Source organism: Permianibacter fluminis (assembly GCF_013179735.1).
GTDB lineage: Bacteria > Pseudomonadota > Gammaproteobacteria > Enterobacterales > Permianibacteraceae > Permianibacter > Permianibacter fluminis.
In genome coordinates this window covers 305,127-323,453 of record NZ_JABMEG010000001.1, presented here as the reverse complement: position 1 = coordinate 323,453, position 18,327 = coordinate 305,127, and the positions used below count along the sequence as shown (strand labels likewise).

Sequence of the window (18,327 nt, the reverse complement as noted above, 5' to 3'; positions counted from 1 at the left end):
CGGCATCCGTTACGGGTTTTGCAGGCTGAGTTGGATAGTGACGGGCTGACCACCACGCTGCAGCGTGATCGACAGTTCCTTGGCGTCATTCAGATCATTGAACAGCGCCAGCGCGCGGGTCGGATCATCGAGCGTGACGCCATTGATTGCAGTGACCAGATCATTGCGTTGCAGGCCGAAGCGGCCAAACAGTTTGCGATCCTTGCCGGGGCCGAGCCGGTAACCGAGCAACTGGCCGGAACCTTTTTCATAGCTGGGTTCGATGCTGAGCACGTCGGTCAGTGACGCCGGATTGGTTTGCAGCCGGGTGCGCATGTCCTGCAGCGATTGGGTCAGCTGGGCGTCGCGGCGCTTGTCGAGCGTGCGGGCTTCGGCCTTGCCGGGCAGGTCCGCAGGCTGGCCACCGGACAAGTCGCCGAGCTGGCCGGTCAGATCTTCCATGCGCAGGGTTTCCAGGCGGCCACCGCGATCCATGACGATGCGATCGTAAAACACTTGCTTGAGCGTGCCGTAGCCGCCGGGCAGCGGTTCGTTGACAAAAACCACGCTCTGGGCGCCGCTGGTTTCTTCAATGATGGCGCTGGCTTTCAATTCGTTGTCGGCGGCATAGACGCCGAGCAGTTTGAGCGAGGCACTGCTGTCGGGCGCATCTTCACTGGTCGGTTCCGGCGCCGCGATGTCGACACTGCCAAACAGATTGGTGGCGACCAGCGCCTCGATATCGACAGCGACCGGGGTTTCGATTGCCACGGCACTGGCTGGCGGTGGCGGCACCGTCCAGGTCAATGCGTCGTGTACCCGCCAGGTGGTGCGGGCCAGGGTGTAGAGCAACCAGAACAAGGCGAGCGCCAGCACCAGGCGTTGCCACCACGGCGTGGGGACGGCGCGCAGCCGGTTCAGCAAAGTGGCAGGAAGGCCAGAGGCAACCAAGGGAGAGTCCTGTTCTCAGGTCTTTGTACGGCTAGACCAATCGTTATAGGTATCGCTTACTTCGATCCCGAAGCGCGGGCAAGGATAACAAGCAGTCCCGACCCCGACCAGCGCCGAACCGGCACTGTGTTGTACCGATTTGTAGAGTGGCGAGCGTTTGGCCAATGGCGCGCCCGATTCGGGACAAACCGGAGCGGGCCGGTAGAATAGCGGCATGACAGTACCCTCTGATGACAATCGCGCCACAAAAGTTCGGGCTGGTGTTCTGGCCCCGGCAGGAGCAAGGCGATGAGCCGAGGCCGCAGCAAGCTGATCGAACAAGGCATCGAGCCTGTCGATACGGCCGATGCGGACCGCATCCGCCTCGACAAATGGCTGTGGGCCGCCCGGCTGTTCAAGACCCGGGCGCTGGCGCAGGCCGCCGTCGAAGGCGGCAAGGTTCATTGCGACGGCCAGCGCGTCAAGCCCGGGCACGCGGTTCGACTCGGCATTCGGCTAAGCGTTCGCCAGGGCGTGGATGATCGCGAGCTGATCGTCTGCGGGCTGTCCGAGCAGCGCGGCCCGGCCGCCGTTGCCCAGCAGTTATATGAGGAAACGCCGGCCAGCCTCAGTGCCAGACTGGCCGCCGCCGAACTGCGCAAGGCGGCCGCACTGAGCCAGCCGATCACCGACGGCCGGCCGGACAAACGCCAGCGCCGGCAGTTGCACCGTTTCCGCGACCAGCATTCCAACGATCAGGATTGACCATGACCACCACCACCGACGCCCCTGTCCACCCTGCCGGCACCAGCAACAACTGGGACCAGCTGCACCGCTTTGTCTTTGATGACCTGGCCGTGCGCGGCACGCTGGTCCGGCTGGACCGCTCGCTGCAGCGCAACCTCAGTGCCCATGCCTACCCGGCGCCGGTGGCAGGTCTGCTGGCCGAGGCCACCACCGCCATCGCCCTGCTGGCGACCACGGTCAAGCTCAAGGGCCGGCTGGCGCTGCAACTGCAGGGCAGTGGCCCGGTCAAGCTGCTGCTGGCCGAGAGCGCCAGCGACCCGGCCCAGCCCGGTCCCGGCATCCGCAGTCTGGCCCAGTGGCGGCCGTCGCCGGCGTTTGAGGCGGACAGCACCGCCGCGCCGGGCTTTTCGGATTTGGTGCAGGGCGGCCAGCTGGCGCTGAGTCTGCTGCCGGATCAAGGCCAGCAGTACCAAGGCGTGGTGCCGCTCGATGGCGGCTCCATTGCCGGCTGTCTGGAGCATTACTTTCAGCAGTCGGAACAGTTGGCGACCCGGGTGATGATCTGGCATGAGCGCAGCGGCAACGACAGCCGCAGCGTCGGTTTGCTCATTCAGGCGCTGCCGGGGCTGGATCAGCAGGAGGATTTCAACCGCATCCGGCTGCTGGCGGAAACGCTGAAATCCGAAGAGGCGTTTCATCTGCCCATCGAAACGCTGCTGCATCGGCTGTATCACGAGGAAAACGTCCGCTTGTTCGAATCGCAGCCGGTACGCTTTCAGTGCCGCTGTTCCCGCGAGCGCTGTGCCGATACGCTGCGGACACTGGAGCAGCAGGACATCATCGAGTTGCTGCAGGAAGACGGCGCGGTGACCGTGACCTGCGATTTCTGCAACCAGATCTACCGCTTTGACGCCATCGATGTGGCGGCGCTCGGCCACCAGATTCCGGGCTCGGCGCAGTCACACTAAACAGTATTGGATTGTGTTCAGAGCCCTCGCCAACAGCGGCCATCCAGGTTGAAAATATGAAAAAAACAGCACTGGTTTCTTTCCTGACCGCGACCTTGCTTTTTCTTCTCTATCATGGCCTGTGGTGGTTTTGTCGACGCTATCAAATTTATTGGCCACTTGACTTGAATCTCCCGGGGTTCTTCATGCTGTTGGTCGCCTATCCTTGGTCATCGTTACTATTCTCCTATGGCCGTGAGATGACGATTGCGTTTGGTCCGGAGGGAAGGCAGATTGCGCACGCCGTATTGCTTTCGATTGGATTGGGAGTGAATTGTGCGGCCATAGCCTGTCTTGCAAGAGGTGTTTTTACATTTTTTAAAGTCAAAGCTCGCACCTCGAATTAGGCACGCAATTACAAAAAGGACAGAAAGTGAAAGCGAAAAGCTTTGTTGGAATTTTGCTGTTCGTGCTGACGTCTTCGTGCTGGGCCATCGGCCCGAATCCGTCGCACGACTGGCGCAGTTTTGACAGCGATCATTTTGTCGTGCATTACGAAGCCAAAAATCGCGCTCAGGCGGAAGCCGCCGTGACTATCGCCGAAACGGTCTGGCCGCGCATTACCGGCGCGTTTCAGTGGCAGCCGCAAGAGAAGACCCAGCTCATCCTGATGGACGACTTTGATGTCGCCAATGGTTTTGCCACGCCGCTGCCGTTCAACCACACCGGCATTTTCCTGACCCCGCCGGATGATGGCGAGCTGCTGGAGAACAGCGACTGGCTGGAGCTCGTGATCAGTCACGAGCTGACCCATATCGTGCACATGGACAAGCGGCGTGGCGCGCCGAAAGCGCTGCAGAATGTGCTCGGCCGGTTTCCCTTGTTGTTTCCCAATGTCTGGCAACCGACCTGGTTGATCGAAGGGTTGGCAACCTATGTTGAAAGCGAGCCTGACGCGCACCGCGGCCGGCTCGACAACACGCTGTTCGATGCCTACATGCGGTTGGAAGTGCAGAGTGGCGTTAAATCGCTGCGCGAAATCAACAGCGATGGCCGTGCCTTTCCGATCAACAAAGCCTATCTGTACGGCGCCTATTTCTATCGCTTTCTCGAACAGCGTTACGGTGACCAAGCGGTGTATCGCATGGTCAATGATTACAGTGACAACCTGCTGCCGTTCCGGGTGCATTCCAATCCGGTCACTGTCACCGGCAAAGCGATGGACGCGCTCTGGCTGGAATATCAGGACTGGCTGCGCGCGCGTTTTGCCGGCCCGCAGGTTGCACAAAGCGGTGCCTTGCTGATCGATACGCAGTGGCAACTGGCTGCGCCGGCGCTGGCTGTCGATGGCAGCGTTTACGCCGTGGTCAATGACGGCATCCGGCAGCCGCAGCTGCAGCGGGTGCTGGCCAATGGTCAGCGGCAAACGCTGGTACGGGTCGAAAACGGCGCCCGCATCGATGTCAACCAACGCGGCGAGGTGCTGATTGCCCAGCCGGAAATCTGCGCCAATTACCACTATTACTACGATCTGTATCGCTGGAGCGAAGCCGACGGCAAGCAGCGGCTGAGCCACTGTGGCCGGTATCGCAATGCGGTCTGGCTCGGCGATCACGGCATGGTCGCGCTGCATAACGACAGTGGTCAGTCGGAATTGCAATTGCTGGATCGTACGGGGCAATTTCAGCGTCGCCTGTATCGCGCGGCAGCCGGCGAAGAGTTGCCGGATTTTGCCGTCAACGCGACCGGTAGCTTGCTGGTCTGGACCAGCAAGCAAGCCGGGCAATGGCGCCTGCAGGAAATGGATTTGTCGGACCAGACAGCACCCGTGCGAACGCTGTGGCACAGCGATACCCCGCTGCTGTCGCCGCACTACCGCGCGGATGATCAGGCCGTGCTGTTCGGTCACGATCGCGATGATCGTCTCAATGCCTGGCAGGTTGCCCGCGATGGCAGTGGTGCAAGCCGATTGACCGAGGTCAACGGCGCTGTGCTTGCGCTGACGGGCAGCGATGAGCAACAACAATTCGTGACCCTGGAGTTGGTCAGCGGCGGCTATCAAATGCGCCGGCATTCGCTGGCAGCGGAAACGGTGGCGAATACTGATCCGGTAGCCGCCGGCGATATCGCGCCGACCTCACCGACCACACAAGCAACACAAACAACATCAACAACACAAGACAGCACCGTCGCGGCAGCGACAGCGCAACCGATTGCAGTGACAATTCGCAACGAACGCGATTATTCTGCGCTGGAAACGATCGCGCCGCGGGCCTGGTTTCCGACTGCATTTGTCGGTGACGGTGCGCTGGCGCTTGGTGTGGAAGTCTTTGGTCAGGATGCGCTTGGCTGGCACCAATACACCTTTAGCCCGCAATACGAAACCAGCGAAGGTGAGTGGCTCGGTTCGTTCATTTACGGTTACGACCAGCGGCATTTTCTGGCGGCGTTCCGGGAGATGGAGGTCACCAGCAGCAGCGAGAATGACGACGACGAAGAGGAAATCGTCGCATACAAATTGCGCACCACCACGCAATGGGTGTCGCTGTTGCCCTGGCTGCGGCTGGATACCCGGATTTATTCCGGCATCGGTATCGCCAGTGCCCGCGAAACCTATCAGATTGTGGATGGCGCGAAATTCGAATTGCAGGACGAACGTGTTGCCGCGGCGTTCATCGGTTATGACAGCCGACGCGGCAACTGGTGGTCGGAAGGCAATAACCGTGGCCAGATGCTGAGTCTGCTGGCGGAAAGTTACGATCCATTCGACGGTCAGTACGAAGGCAAGGTCTATCGCGCCGACTGGCGTGGCCAGTTTGGGCTCGGCGCGACCACACTGGCGCTGCGCTACACCGAAGCGCGCGGCGACGATGGCACCGAACCGTTCGAGCTCGGCGGCCATTACAACAGCGAGCACGTCGGCATTCCGCGTTTGAATGAGCGTGATTTGGCGCTGCGTGGCTACGACAACGGCGAGCCGGCGTTGACCGGCAAGCGGGCCCGGATCGGGGGCGTCGAATGGCGGACGCCGCTGGCCGATCTCGATACCCATTTCATGGTGCCGCCCATCGGCTTCAATCGCCTGTCGGCCGCGCTGTTTTACGAGGCCGGCGCGGCCTGGTCCGGCAGTTCATCGCCCGAACAGTACTACCGCAGTGCCGGCCTGGAGCTGCTGGCGGAGCTCAAGCTCGGCTACCGGATAGGCCTGCAGATAACCCTGGGCTGGGCCCGCGGCTTGGACGAGCCCGGTGGCGACGAAGCCTATTTCCGGCTGGGGCGGTCGTTCTGACGCGCCGTTGCTCGCGCTGAGCACACGACAAAGACTTTGCGTCGGCCATTTGCAGCCCTGCCCAGACTGACCTTTACTTGGGGCAAGCTCCCAGGTGGGTTGGAAAGGCATGGCTGTCGTACGACGTAGCGAGCCGGGTACCGGTGCTCAGGGCACCGGTGAGCCCGCGGCCGACCAAAGGGTGGCGACATGATCGTCGCCCTGCTGATTTGTGACGACTCCGGTTCGTCGACGGCCGCGCCAGCGATGATTGCACGGGGGCAGTCATGAGTGTCGCCCTGCTGATTTGTGACGACTCTGGCATGGCCCGCAAGCAATTGCTGCGCGCTCTGCCGCCGGACTGGGAACTCAACATCACCCAGGCCGCCAACGGCCTCGAAGGCATTACCGCGATTCGCGCCGGCAAAGGCGAGCTGGTGCTGCTCGATCTGACCATGCCGGAAATGGACGGCTACGAAGTGCTGAAGGCCGTGCGCGATGAAGGCCATCAATGCCAGATCATCGTGGTCTCCGGTGACGTTCAGGAACAAGCGGTCAACCGGGTCATGGCGCTGGGCGCGCTGACCTTTCTGCAAAAACCGGTCGATGCGCTCGATTTGCGCAAAGCCCTGCGCGATCCCTATCTGCAATTGCGTTCCGGCACCGCGCCAAAAGCGGCGCCGGCGCCAACCGAATCGGCCGCACCGGCAACGGCCGCGCCACCGGAACCCGCCACCACCGTCAGCAATATCAGCGCGCTGGCCGAAGTCAGCGTGCCGTTTCGCGATGCCTTCCGGGAAATCAACAACGTCGCCATGGGCCGGGCCGCGGCGTTGCTGGCGAAAGTGCTCGGCGTGTTTGTCAAACTGCCGATTCCGAACGTCAATCTGCTGGAAGTGGGCGAGCTGCACATGGCGTTGGCCGATGTTCAGCGCGGCGGCACGGTGTCATCGGTTTGTCAGGGCTATATCTCCGGCGGCATTTCTGGCGAAGCGCTGCTGATTTTTCATGATTCGTCCTACCGTGACATCGCCAAACTGATGAAGCACGACGGCGCGCTTGATGCCAACACCGAGCTGGAATTGCTGATGGATCTTGGCAGCGTGCTGATCGGCGCCTGTCTCAACGGCATTGCCGAACAACTCGATATTCGTTTTTCACAAGGGCACCCGGTCGTGCTTGGCCGGCACTGCGCCATTGATGATCTGATTCGGGTCAACCAGACCCGTTGGAAAAATACCCTCGCGGTCGAAATCAGCTATGGCATCGAACACCATGATGTCCATTTCGATTTGCTGTTGCTGTTCACCGAGGACTCGGTGGCGCGCCTGACCGACAAAATGGGATACCTGATGTCATGACTGCGGCAATGGACGTGAAAGAGCTGCCGTATGGTTGGCTCGGCTTCAGGCACGGCAGCGCGAATGAGGAGGCGCTGTCATGAGTGCCGCCATGGACATGAAGGAATTGCACTGGCTGCTCGACATCATTCACAGCATCGATGTCGGCGTGGTGGTGCTCGATCGGCAACTGAATATCAAGGTCTGGAATGCGTTCATGGAAAACCATTCCGGTCTACCATTCGATAGCGTGCAGGACAAACCGCTGCTGACGCTGTTTCCAGAAATTCCCGCCGACTGGTTCCGGCGCAAACTGGAATCGGTGCTGGCGCTCGGCAATCGCGCGTTTACTATCTGGGAGCAGCGGCCCTATCTGGTCCGGTTCCGCAATTACCAGCCGATCACCGGCGTCGAAGAGCACATGTTCCAGAATGTCAGCTTGATCCCGCTGGCGTCGGCAACAGGCACCGTCGAGCATGTCTGCGTGATCCTGTATGACGTCACCGACATCGCCACCAGCAAGCGACAGCTGGAGCAGGCCAATATCACGCTGGAAAAGCTGTCACGCACCGACATGCTGACCCAGCTGTTCAACCGCGGCTATTGGGAAGAATGTCTGGCGCGTGAATTTGCCCGGCACAAACGCTACCACTCGGAAGCCAGCTTGATCATGTTCGACATCGATCACTTCAAGAAAGTGAACGATACCTACGGCCATCAGGTCGGCGACAAGGTCATCCAGCTGGTCGCCGCGCTGCTGAGAAAAAATCTGCGCACCACCGACGTCGGCGGTCGCTACGGCGGCGAAGAATTCGGTGCCATCCTGCCCGACACCGGCCTCGACGGCGCCCAGCAACTGGCCGAACGCTTGCGCGAACAAGCCGAAGCACTGTGCTTCCGTGCCGGCGAACAGGAAGTGCGTTTCACCATAAGTCTTGGCATCGCCGATCTGTCGCAAGGCTGCCCCACCTACAAGCAATGGATCGAACAAGCGGACAAAGCGCTGTACGACTCCAAGCACGCCGGCCGCAACCGGGTCTCGGTGTTCATGCCGGCGGCGTGAGCAAGCCAGTCTGTGATGATGACGTAGTTCATTGTGACCTGATAGCTGAAGCGACGTGGATATGGATTGGCAAAGATTCGCGCCGCTCCCACCAATAGCTGCCTGGTTGAATCCCGACCCAGAAACGCCGACTCTGCCACAAAGACAATATCTCCTGTCGCGATGCACCGGCGGGTTCTTTGTATCAATCACCGATCACATTGTATCGATTTGTAGTTCCGTTGAAAAAATCAACCGCCCTTCCTTGACACTCAAGTCAATCGTCTGAAAACTGCCCGCCCTTACGCCGTCGAAATGGTGCCGAATCCCCGGCTCCGGTCGAAGCTGTGGAATTGAAAACGGAAGGGAATCGCTTTTTATGAAAGTCACATCACGCATTTTCTTGTCGATCGTCGTTGCTGCAATCACCCCGATGACGAGCGCCAATGCCGCTGAGGTTTGGCATAGCGGCAAGATCAAATCCATCTACCCGCTTGCAAATGGTTCTTTTGTTTTCACTATGACCACCAACTCCCCCGAGTGCACCAGTGCCAGTGCGGCGAAGCAACATTTTGTCCAATCCGGGCAAAACGGCATGACGGCGGATGGAGTGAAAAACATTCTTGCCGCTGCCATGGCTGCAGCAGCTCAGGGTAAAGACATTTCTTTTGCCTACGACACGGCTACCAGCAGCTGTTTTGTCAATCGCATGCTTGTCAATTATTGATCGTAAAAAACGAAATACGCTGCATGCCGTATAGAGATCGTCGCGATAAGTAAAAAAACGACGTCTTGTGCTTGTCTTTTAAAAGGGGTTGTTTCGTGGGAACAAAAGTGGTGCGACTTATTCGCAACCTGTCGGTCGTGGCCTGCGTTTTCTTCACTCTGTACGCGAAGATTGGTCTAGCAGCAGTTCAATGTCCGGATGGCGAAATCTGCGAAAGACCTCCGACAATACCAAGCGCCATCACCTACCCCGGGTCCAACAGCACGTTTCCGGCAACAACCAATGCCGGGACCTACGTCGTTAACTGGACTGCGGTGCCAGCGGCAGGCTATTACCGGCTCGAAGAGCAGGTTAACGGCGGCACATGGCTTTTGATCGCGCAGCCGCAAGTCAACAGCTTCACATTAACGAACAAGCAAAATGGCACCTACTCCTATCGGGTAAAATCGTGCGGCGATGACATTGATACATTCGGATGTTCGTTAGGAACGCGTCTCGGCGGCGTCTTGACAGTAAGTCTGCTCTCGGTGCAGCCAGCACCTGCCGCGATAACTTATCCAGGATCCAATTCAACATTTCCCGCCACAAGCAACACAGGCAGCTTTGTTGTGAATTGGGCCACAGTGTCATCAGCCGGTTCGTATTGGCTGGAAGAGAAAGTGGGTGCCGGAGCTTGGGTGAAAATCGCCCAGCCACTCAGTAATAGCTACAGCGTCAGCAACAAACCAAACGGCGATTACAGCTATCAAGTCAAGGCCTGCGCTGATGCTGCAGGGACTACTGGTTGCTCGACTGCCTACCGCACTGGTGGTGTGCTCAGCGTAGTTCTACCACCACCCGCACCTACCGTCAGTCAAACGCTCGACAAAACCTTCTCATGGGTGCTCATCCACGGTGACGTGCCATTTTTGGTCCCGTCTTATACAAACGCAGCACCAGGCTCCGTCGCGCTGACATGGTCTGCTGTTGCAGGGGCTACAAGCTATCAGTATCGCGTTTGGGATGCACAAACCCAGACCTGGGGTACTTGGCAGACGTTGGGTAACCAGACCTATCTCAATTACTACAACGAGAGCCAACTCAGCGCGCAATTTGAGATTCGCTCCTGTGGCTCAGCAGGTTGCGGCAACAGCACCGCGCAAACGGTAACCCTGTCGCCATGGCGCAACGTTGGCACCTGCAATATCAATACCGGTGAGCAGCAGCAAGTCTGTATCGGCGGTACTTGCGTGTTGCATCAGCTGCGCTATGTCGCCAGCTGTACGCCAACCACCACTTGCAACGTGCAATAACCAAAAACAACCAATTGGATCTGGCCGGCGACGACATTGTCAGTCTGGCCCTTAGATGGATGCTGTGAAATGCCCACCGCCCAAAAAATTCTGCGTAAATCGTTGCCACTATTGGTTTCAGCTACGTTATTTGCCACCATCATGCATGCCTCGGCAGCCGACCAGGTTGTCGGTGGCGGCCTCTATGACATCATTGTCGGTGACTTTGATGGTGACCAGATGAGTGATGTCATCCGGCAAGGGCTTAGTGGGCAACAACAGCATTCCTCTGTGCTGGCGGCAGTACAGCGGGCCGGTATTCAGCGTTGGCAGGACGGCTTTCTCGATACCGCATGGAACCGTGATGCAGCGCATCTTGCCGTGGGCGATTTCAACGGCGATGCCAGCACCGACATCATCGTTCAAGGCAACAACCCGCTGGCGTTGGCAACCGTCATTCAGACCTATACAGATGGTCGGCTTGGGATGCCAGTCCAGACCATCGGCTCGTGGTACCTCGGCCTGCAGTGGGATTCCGCTCACCACCGTTTGATCACCGCTGATTTCAACGGCGACGGCCGCGATGATGTCTTCTTGCAAGGCACCAGCAACAAAGACCGGCATGCACTCGCCCTCGCCAACGAAAAAGGCACTTTTGACCGGTTGGCCTTCGACTTTGACAACAACCATTTGAATCGCGACTGGGCCATCAACAGCACCACGCTCGCCTCAGGTGACTTTGACGGAAACGGTACCTACGAACTGTTTGCGCAACCATCCAATGGCCAGGACAACGCACTCGTCATTAGTTCGGATAGTCGCGCGCTGCTCAGCACCGTTCAAACAACCATTCCAGCCCAACACCTCAATCTGGACTGGAGCAGTGGTCGCCATCGTGTCGTGGTGGGTGACTTCAATGGCGACGGCAAAGACGATGTTTTTTTGCTGGCAGCGCACACCGTCGAGCAAAGTGCCTACCTGCCGTCGGCAGGGACACAATTCGACCGCGTCGACCGCATCATCGAACGTATTCCCAACCTCGAACAGCTAAAGCAGGTTTTAGTCGGGGATTTCGATGCCGACGGAATTGATGATCTTATCCTCCTGTTCACTGACCGGGACTTGGTTCCGATGGTTTTGCTGGCAGATGCGGGGCGTGCGTCACGTCTGCAGGGAATGCTGCGTAAGCTAGGCTTACTCACAAGAAATCAATTTCTGCGATACGAAGAAGGTAACTCTCAGCACTTTGGTAGCGCCAGCAGCGCTATCGGAGCTGCCCAGACAGGCACCGCTGTGATGCCAAAACACAGCAATGCCGCTAGCGCGAATGCGGTTGAAAAATCAATGGCGCCACGTCGTGCGGCTGCAAAAAGTGCAACTTTAGGCGTGGATCCCGCGCCCACGGAATATGGTGGCTCCGGAGGAAGCTTCAGGGTGAGTGAGTCAGGTGCCGCCACCTATAGCGTCGCAATTGCTACTCCACCCGGCAGTGGCGGAGTCAGTCCCAAAATCGGCTTGTCCTACAGCAGTCAGAGTGGCAATGGGCCAGTCGGCATGGGTTGGGCCATTACAGGTACATCGGCCGTTTCTCGTTGCAATGCGACCCAAGAAACAGACGGCGCCAACTTGCCGCTTAGTTTTGGTACTGACGCGAAGTATTGTTTGGGTGGTCAGCGGTTGATAGCAGCAAATCAAAGTCTTGCTGCTCAGATCGGTTCTTGCCCCTCCGGCAGCACAGCGTTGACCTATCTCGTGCCCGAAATCTATTCTGGTACGGTGGTGACGGTCTGCTCGCGCTCTGGCGCGACGCTGGCAAACCCGTCTTCATTTGTTGTTACCCAGAGAGATGGTTCGACTAGCTATTATGGCAATTTTAACGGCAGTTTTTCTGACACCACCCTGGAGCTAAATGAGCGAAATTCTGCGGGGACGGTGGTTGCTACGAACAAGACTATGTTCTGGGCGCTCGCTCGGTTTATGGACAGCGCAGGAAATTACATTGACTATCGCTATCAAAAGAATGTGCTATCCGGTGAGCATCTCATTCGTACGATTCTGTTTACAGGCAATGATGCCGCCGGGTACGCGCTAACCGAAGCAAATGCGCCAGGCAGGATTAACTTCATTTACGAAGCTCGTCATGATGCTCGTGAGATGTACAGCTACGGGTCAGTGACTAAAGTCGCGAAACGGCTTAGCTATGTCGAGAGCAGAGGTGAGGTCGAGCAATTTCGTCGGTACGATCTCTATTACGCGCCGCAAAATGCCGCGCCGGTATCGCAGCTGGAGTACATCCAAGAGTGTAGAGAAAGCGCTTGCCTCCCCGCTATGAAGTTTTCCTGGCTACGAATCAACCCTGATTTTTCGCCGTATCCACAGGCAGCTGTTCCACTATCCAGCCGCTACCGAGGTGGCAAGCCGATTGATCTGAATGGCGATGGCGTGCTGGATTTTGCTTGGCTATCTGAAAAAACTGAGCACGATAGATTTTATTGGCAGTCCTATATTACCCGAAAGGATGGTAGTAATTACACGATGGATTACCCTGACGGCGGGCAACCATCAATTCGTGCTGATGATGCAATCGAACATGATGGCAATTGGTATCCGTTTGATTTCAATGGTGATGGCTATCAGGATGTAATCTATCCAAGTGGTAAGTGGCGAGTATTGACCGCAACCAGTACCGGTGCCTTTTCATCCACCGGCATCGATACTGGGGTGACCATATACAACAAGCAAGGTGTTGTATTCGGAGATTTCACCGGTGACGGATTGCCAGACCTTTTGCAGGTCAATTCGATAGGTAGTGCTCTGCACTTATCCCCTCTCCAGCGAGTAATCGGTGGAACTACCCCATATAAATTTGGCGCGCTGCAAACGATTACGATCCCAAAATTCACAACACCGAGCGGCTTGGATGGCATGCCTCCGGATGAAATGCTTTGCATGTCAAATAAATACCTACAGACCGCTGATGTTGATGGCGATGGCTCTCTCGACATTATTGCAACGGTCCATATGAGAGGACTTTTGGGGGGGACTTGCCCCTATCTTCCTCGGTACGTTGACCCCAATTGCTCCCTGTTTTGCGAAAATCTCTATATCAGTCAAAAGGCTGCGTTTTTATCGCGAAAGCTGCCGGACGGTAGCATCACGTTTATATACGATGAAAAATACTCGATTGGGTATGAAATGGGCACGGAAGAAAGTCACGCGGGGGATCGGGGCTATGTCTATTTTCCCGACCTCAATGGCGATGGCATAACCGATGTGGTTGGCAGAGCATACACAAGTACGAAGGTCTATCAAAAGCTCGGCACGGGTGCTGGGTATTTACCGGCCCAAGAAATTACAGGGCTGAATAATCTTCTTCATCTGCAGTTCGTTGACGTGAACGCAGACGGGCTCACTGACATACTTTTTCCAAATTCCGGGCATTATCAAGTCAAATTCCAAAATGCTGATGGGACATTCGCTGACCCCGTCGCAATGTCTGCTAGCTATGGCGATTTGAACGACCGTGAAAATATGGTCTTCGACTATACCGGCGATGGAAGAAGCGATTTGCTCATGGTGGATTGTCAGGGTGATTACTATCACCTCCAGATGCATCTTTTTGCGGGTGGTCACGCGCCCGCCAACGTGATAAACAAAGTGGAGACCCTCGGGACTAATGCCGTGACATCGATTAGTTATGCTCCGCTTTCTCGTTTGCCGGCATTCGAGAGCTCCTATGTTCGAGGCCAAGGAGCGAACAGCTGGGTAAAAGGTAATGGATCGCCATTTTTTGATGTGACGGGGCCGATGTTTGTTGTATCCAATGTTTGGAGTGACCGGATTCTAACCTATGGAAACCCAGGCGCAGGAATGATTTCTCAGGTTGCAAAAGTTAGCTACAAATATGGGAGGTTACGAGCACAAGCTGGTGGGCGAGGCACTCTTGGCTTTGAGTCCGTTACGACGCAGGATTTGTCGTCCTATGTGACAACTACCACTGAGTACGAGCAGGTATTTCCGCTGACGGGGATGCCAAAAACAACAAAGAGAACAAAGAATAATGGTGTTGAGATATCGTCTGCGAGAAATACGTATGCAACAAGACCAGCTGCGCTTGGTGGAACAATTGTCTATGCCGATTGGCAGGTCGATGAAGCGAAAGATCTAAATGGCAGTCTAATTTCCGTTACAGCCACGCATGTCTATCCTGATGATTATGGGAATGGCGCAGTCAATTGGACGATAAAGAACGACGATGTCCTGACCGACTATCTGCAAGGAAAAAGGCGAGTTTTCTCCACAAGCGAATTTGGCAGCACGGTAGACAGTAAGTTCTTCGGTCGACTATCCGCGACTGGCGTGGCGAGCGACACCAACGGAGTTCCGATGCCAAGTCGTAGCTCGGCATATGAGTATTATGGCGTTTCAGATGGTGCGAAGAGACGCCTGCTGAAGGCGGAGATTGTTGAGCCGAACGGTAACGAACGGGAGTACCTTCGCACCTATTACGAGTACGATAGCTTTGGCAACAAAACACGATCGGTAACTCAGAGCTGTCATCTGGCACGACCGACAGGTAATTGTGCTGGCACAGCAGATGCGAGTAATCCGACGTTCATTGAGCGTGGCGCTACCGTTGAATTTGACGCTCGCGGACGATTCCCAGTACGTAAGAAGAATCATTTTGGCCAGATAACAGAAGAAATTCTGGCTCGCGATGCAACCTATCTTCCTACCCGGGTAAAAGGTGCGACTGGCATAGTCACGACAACTCAGTACACCACGATGGGACGCGCATGGCGGACCAGCGACACTACCGGAAATTGGAGCGAGAACAATGTACTTCGCTGTAGCAATGCGGAACCTTGTTTAAACGGCGCGGCATATCGAGTAGACGAGATCTCTGCAAGCGGTGGTCGTGGTATTAAGCACTATGATTTGCTTGGGCGAATCGTTGCAGAACAGGTGTCCTCGATAAATGAGCCAGCCTATGGTTTCATCACTACACTGTTCGAGTACAACATTGTTGGGCGCTTGGTGCATACCAGTTGGCCGTACTTCAGCAATTTGGGTAGCGCAACGCAATGGGAAAAGACGACGTATGACTTACTGGGCCGGGTAACAGAGGTCCGCCACGCTAATGGCTCCACCAATCGTAAAGTCTATGACAAATTATTGGTCACCCAAACAAATGAGCTGGGACAGGTTCGCGTTGAAAAATACAATGCCTTCGGTGAGTTGGATTCAGTCTTGGACAATGCTGGCAATACTGTCTACTACAGCTACGACGGTGCCGGTCGCCTTGATACGCTTTCTCGCGTCAACAAAGTTGGGCTGAACAATGGTCTACAGAGCGATTTGGACTACGACCGTCTAGGCCGCAAAACCTACATGTGGGACGCCGATAAAAGCCCCGGCATCCGAGGCGAAACCGGCTGGCGCTACGAATACAACGCGCTAGGTGAGTTGACCAAACAGACCGACCCCCGTGGCTACACCAGTGAAACGAAGTATGACGCCCTCGGTCGGTCCGTGAGTCGCATCGACAAGAGCAATACAGGGGCGCTGCTGCTCAATCACGTATGGGTTTATAACAATACCGACAGTCAAAGCTCACTTGCGGGCCAGCTCTTGTCGGAGCTGGACTCGGTGGCTGGCTTCTCCCGGACTTACACGCCGGATGCGCTGGGTCGTCCAGGAGTTGTGACAACGCGTATCGATGGCGTTGACTATAGCGAGCGCACGGAGTACGACTCTATTGGCCGAGTTGCCGTGCAACGCGACCTTACCAATAAAGGGCTGCGCTATGTCCGGAACATGTCAGGGTATGTTTACGAAGTGCAGGATGCCGACAACAGTAGCATTGTCTTCCAGCGTATTGAAGAGATGGACGCTAAGGGCAATGTTACCCAGGAGACGCTAGGCAACGGCGCCCGTATCAAGCGCAGCTATTATGCCGACACGGGCTTGCTGGAACGTATCGAAACCAAACGTAGCGGTAGCTCCATCCAGAATCTGTATTACCAGTGGGATGGACTTGGCAATCTGAAGCGTCGTACCGACACCTCGTTAGGGAAAAACCTGACAGAGGTGTTTGACTACGATGTCATGAATCGCCTGTTCTCTGCCGACGCCCGCGACGGCGGTACTGACGCCAGCAAGCTGATGACACTTACTTTTGACCCGGCCGGCGAGGGCAATATTCAGACCAAGAGTGACGTGGTCGGAAGCTATACGTATGAAAACAAGGAAAGTAGCTGCACACAGACAGCGCATGTCAAACCCGGGCCCCACGCGGTCAGTAACGCAGCTGGCAAAAGTTATTGCTACGATGCCAACGGCAATCAAGTTGCTGGCAATGGCCGCGCACTGACATATGCCAATACCTTTGACCTGCCGACCGAGATTGCCGGCACTAATGGGCACACTACCCGTTATAGCTACGCTATAAGCGGCGCCCGTTACAAGCGAACGGATACCGTCGGTAGCGATGTAACGACCACCTACTTTATTGGCAATGTTGAAATCGTCAAGAAGGCAGGCACTACGGAATACAGAAGAGCGATTCCCAATGGCATCGTAACTAACGGCAACCCGAGCTATATCCTCAAGGACCATCTGGGGTCTACCGATGTGATCCTGGACTGCACTGGCAATACCAATACGGTGCAATCCTTCTCGTTCGATGCGTTTGGCAATCAGCGCCAGGCAAGCAGCTGGTCGATACGGGCCGGAGACTTCAGTAGCTCCCTGTTGTCCGGCATGCGCTTGATGAGCCCCCGTAGCGACGCCAAAACGTTCCATGGCTACACCGGTCATGAGATGGTGGACGAGCTGGGCCTGATTCACATGAACGGCCGCATGTATGACCCCAAACTGGGTCGCTTCCTGCAAGCAGATCCCTATATTCAGGCGCCAAAAAGTTCGCAGAGTTTGAACCGCTACAGCTACCTGCTGAATAACCCACTCAATGGCACCGATCCCACTGGGTTCATGAGTGAGTGGCTACGAAATCCAGTCCGCGCAATGATGCGAAATTGGAGCCCCGAACACTCACAGATGTTTGTCAGCGTGGCTTCGTTCATGTGTGGCCCTGCCTATTATGTCTGCTATGGCCGTGGCACTTATGACAATGCTCGCGCCCATGGTGCAAGTCGGGGCGACGCGATGTTTGCGGGTGTCGAAGCCGGGATAACTGCTTACATCTCAGCGCAGATGTTTAATGCAATTGGTGATGCATTCAGTGGTGGAAAATACGGTAGCAGTTGGTGGCGAGCTGATGCCGCTGGTAAAGGTGCTTTTGGTGGAAACTTAAGTTGGACGGGCTATCTTGCTAAGGTTGGCGCTCACGGTATGGCAGGTGGTGTTATGTCCTACGTCCAGGGTGGCAAGTTCGGTGACGGGTTTGCGAGCGCGGGGGTAACTGAAGCTTCAGCACCGCTTATCGAATGGGGTTTGGGCGGTAATGGTCTAGGTTATCGTGCCGCCCGTACCACAGTGGCGGCAGTAATTGGTGGCACTGCATCTGAGCTAACTGGTGGGAAGTTCGCAAATGGAGCCGTTAGTGCAGCTTTTGCATGGAATTTCAATCATGAAGAGCACCGAACAATGGCGGACGAGCTCAAATATGCCCTAATGACAATGGAAGCCAAGGGATACAATCAGGAAGCTGATATGTTTAGAGAGTTTCTCGCTAAATACAGTGCCGATTTTTGGGATGAGGGGATGGTGCCAGATGATTGGATTGAACACTTTTGGACAACGTTCGAGTCCGGTGCCAGAGAGTCCGCGCAGCAGAGATATAGCAATATTGTAAATGGCTTACACAGCAATCCGGCGGAGGGTTTTGTTGCAGATTCCATTCCGGTGGTCGGCCCATTGCTGGGTTTATATTTCGACGGCAACGGTATGACCGAGTTGGTTGGATCAGTTGATGCTCAACGGGAGCTGCTGAAGATCATTACGCAGGGCACACAGTATGTAAATGAGCGTGGCTTCGAGAGTGAATTTGGCCATGGGTACCTGCATGGCAGGTCAGCCCAAGGCTTTGATGGCGATAACCCATTTATGCAGTAG

At 56.2% G+C, this 18,327-nt stretch carries 10 protein-coding genes; 9 read left to right on the top strand and 1 reads right to left on the bottom strand.

Features of this window, described 5'->3' with window-relative positions:
• Positions 1-9: 9 nt before the first annotated feature.
• On the bottom strand, positions 10-930 hold the full coding sequence (gene gspC / locus HPT27_RS01410) for a type II secretion system protein GspC (protein WP_172237888.1): 921 nt from the start codon (positions 928-930) through the stop codon (positions 10-12).
• 288 nt (positions 931-1,218) lie between these two features.
• On the opposite strand from gspC, the gene HPT27_RS01405 reads away from it, so the two are divergent.
• The 9 genes from HPT27_RS01405 (at position 1,219) to HPT27_RS01365 (ending at position 18,327) form a co-directional block, all read left to right on the top strand.
• Positions 1,219-1,674 (top strand): RNA-binding S4 domain-containing protein, encoded by a 456-nt coding sequence (locus tag HPT27_RS01405; RefSeq protein WP_172237885.1) that lies wholly within the window; start codon positions 1,219-1,221, stop codon positions 1,672-1,674.
• Between the two features lie 2 nt (positions 1,675-1,676).
• Entirely contained in the window at positions 1,677-2,624 is a 948-nt protein-coding gene (gene hslO, locus HPT27_RS01400; protein WP_172237882.1) for an Hsp33 family molecular chaperone HslO, read from the top strand.
• Between the two features lie 56 nt (positions 2,625-2,680).
• The gene (locus HPT27_RS01395; RefSeq protein WP_172237879.1) at positions 2,681-3,010 is read left to right on the top strand and encodes a hypothetical protein; all 330 of its coding nucleotides are present in this window, start codon (positions 2,681-2,683) and stop codon (positions 3,008-3,010) included.
• A 26-nt stretch (positions 3,011-3,036) separates the two neighbouring features.
• A complete protein-coding gene (locus HPT27_RS01390) occupies positions 3,037-5,892 on the top strand; it encodes a hypothetical protein (RefSeq protein ID WP_172237876.1) in 2,856 nt (951 codons plus the stop codon).
• Between the two features lie 266 nt (positions 5,893-6,158).
• Positions 6,159-7,232 carry a response regulator gene (locus HPT27_RS01385; protein ID WP_172237873.1) on the top strand — a complete coding sequence of 358 codons (1,074 nt, stop codon included), beginning with the start codon at positions 6,159-6,161 and terminating at the stop codon, positions 7,230-7,232.
• 79 nt (positions 7,233-7,311) lie between these two features.
• Positions 7,312-8,274 carry a sensor domain-containing diguanylate cyclase gene (locus tag HPT27_RS01380; RefSeq protein WP_172237870.1) on the top strand — a complete coding sequence of 321 codons (963 nt, stop codon included), beginning with the start codon at positions 7,312-7,314 and terminating at the stop codon, positions 8,272-8,274.
• 358 nt (positions 8,275-8,632) lie between these two features.
• Entirely contained in the window at positions 8,633-8,980 is a 348-nt protein-coding gene (locus HPT27_RS01375; protein WP_172237867.1) for a response regulator receiver protein, read from the top strand.
• Positions 8,981-9,075: 95 nt separating this feature from the next.
• A complete protein-coding gene (locus tag HPT27_RS01370; protein ID WP_172237864.1) occupies positions 9,076-10,272 on the top strand; it encodes a hypothetical protein in 1,197 nt (398 codons plus the stop codon).
• Positions 10,273-10,341: 69 nt separating this feature from the next.
• Positions 10,342-18,327 carry an FG-GAP-like repeat-containing protein gene (locus HPT27_RS01365; RefSeq protein WP_172237861.1) on the top strand — a complete coding sequence of 2,662 codons (7,986 nt, stop codon included), beginning with the start codon at positions 10,342-10,344 and terminating at the stop codon, positions 18,325-18,327.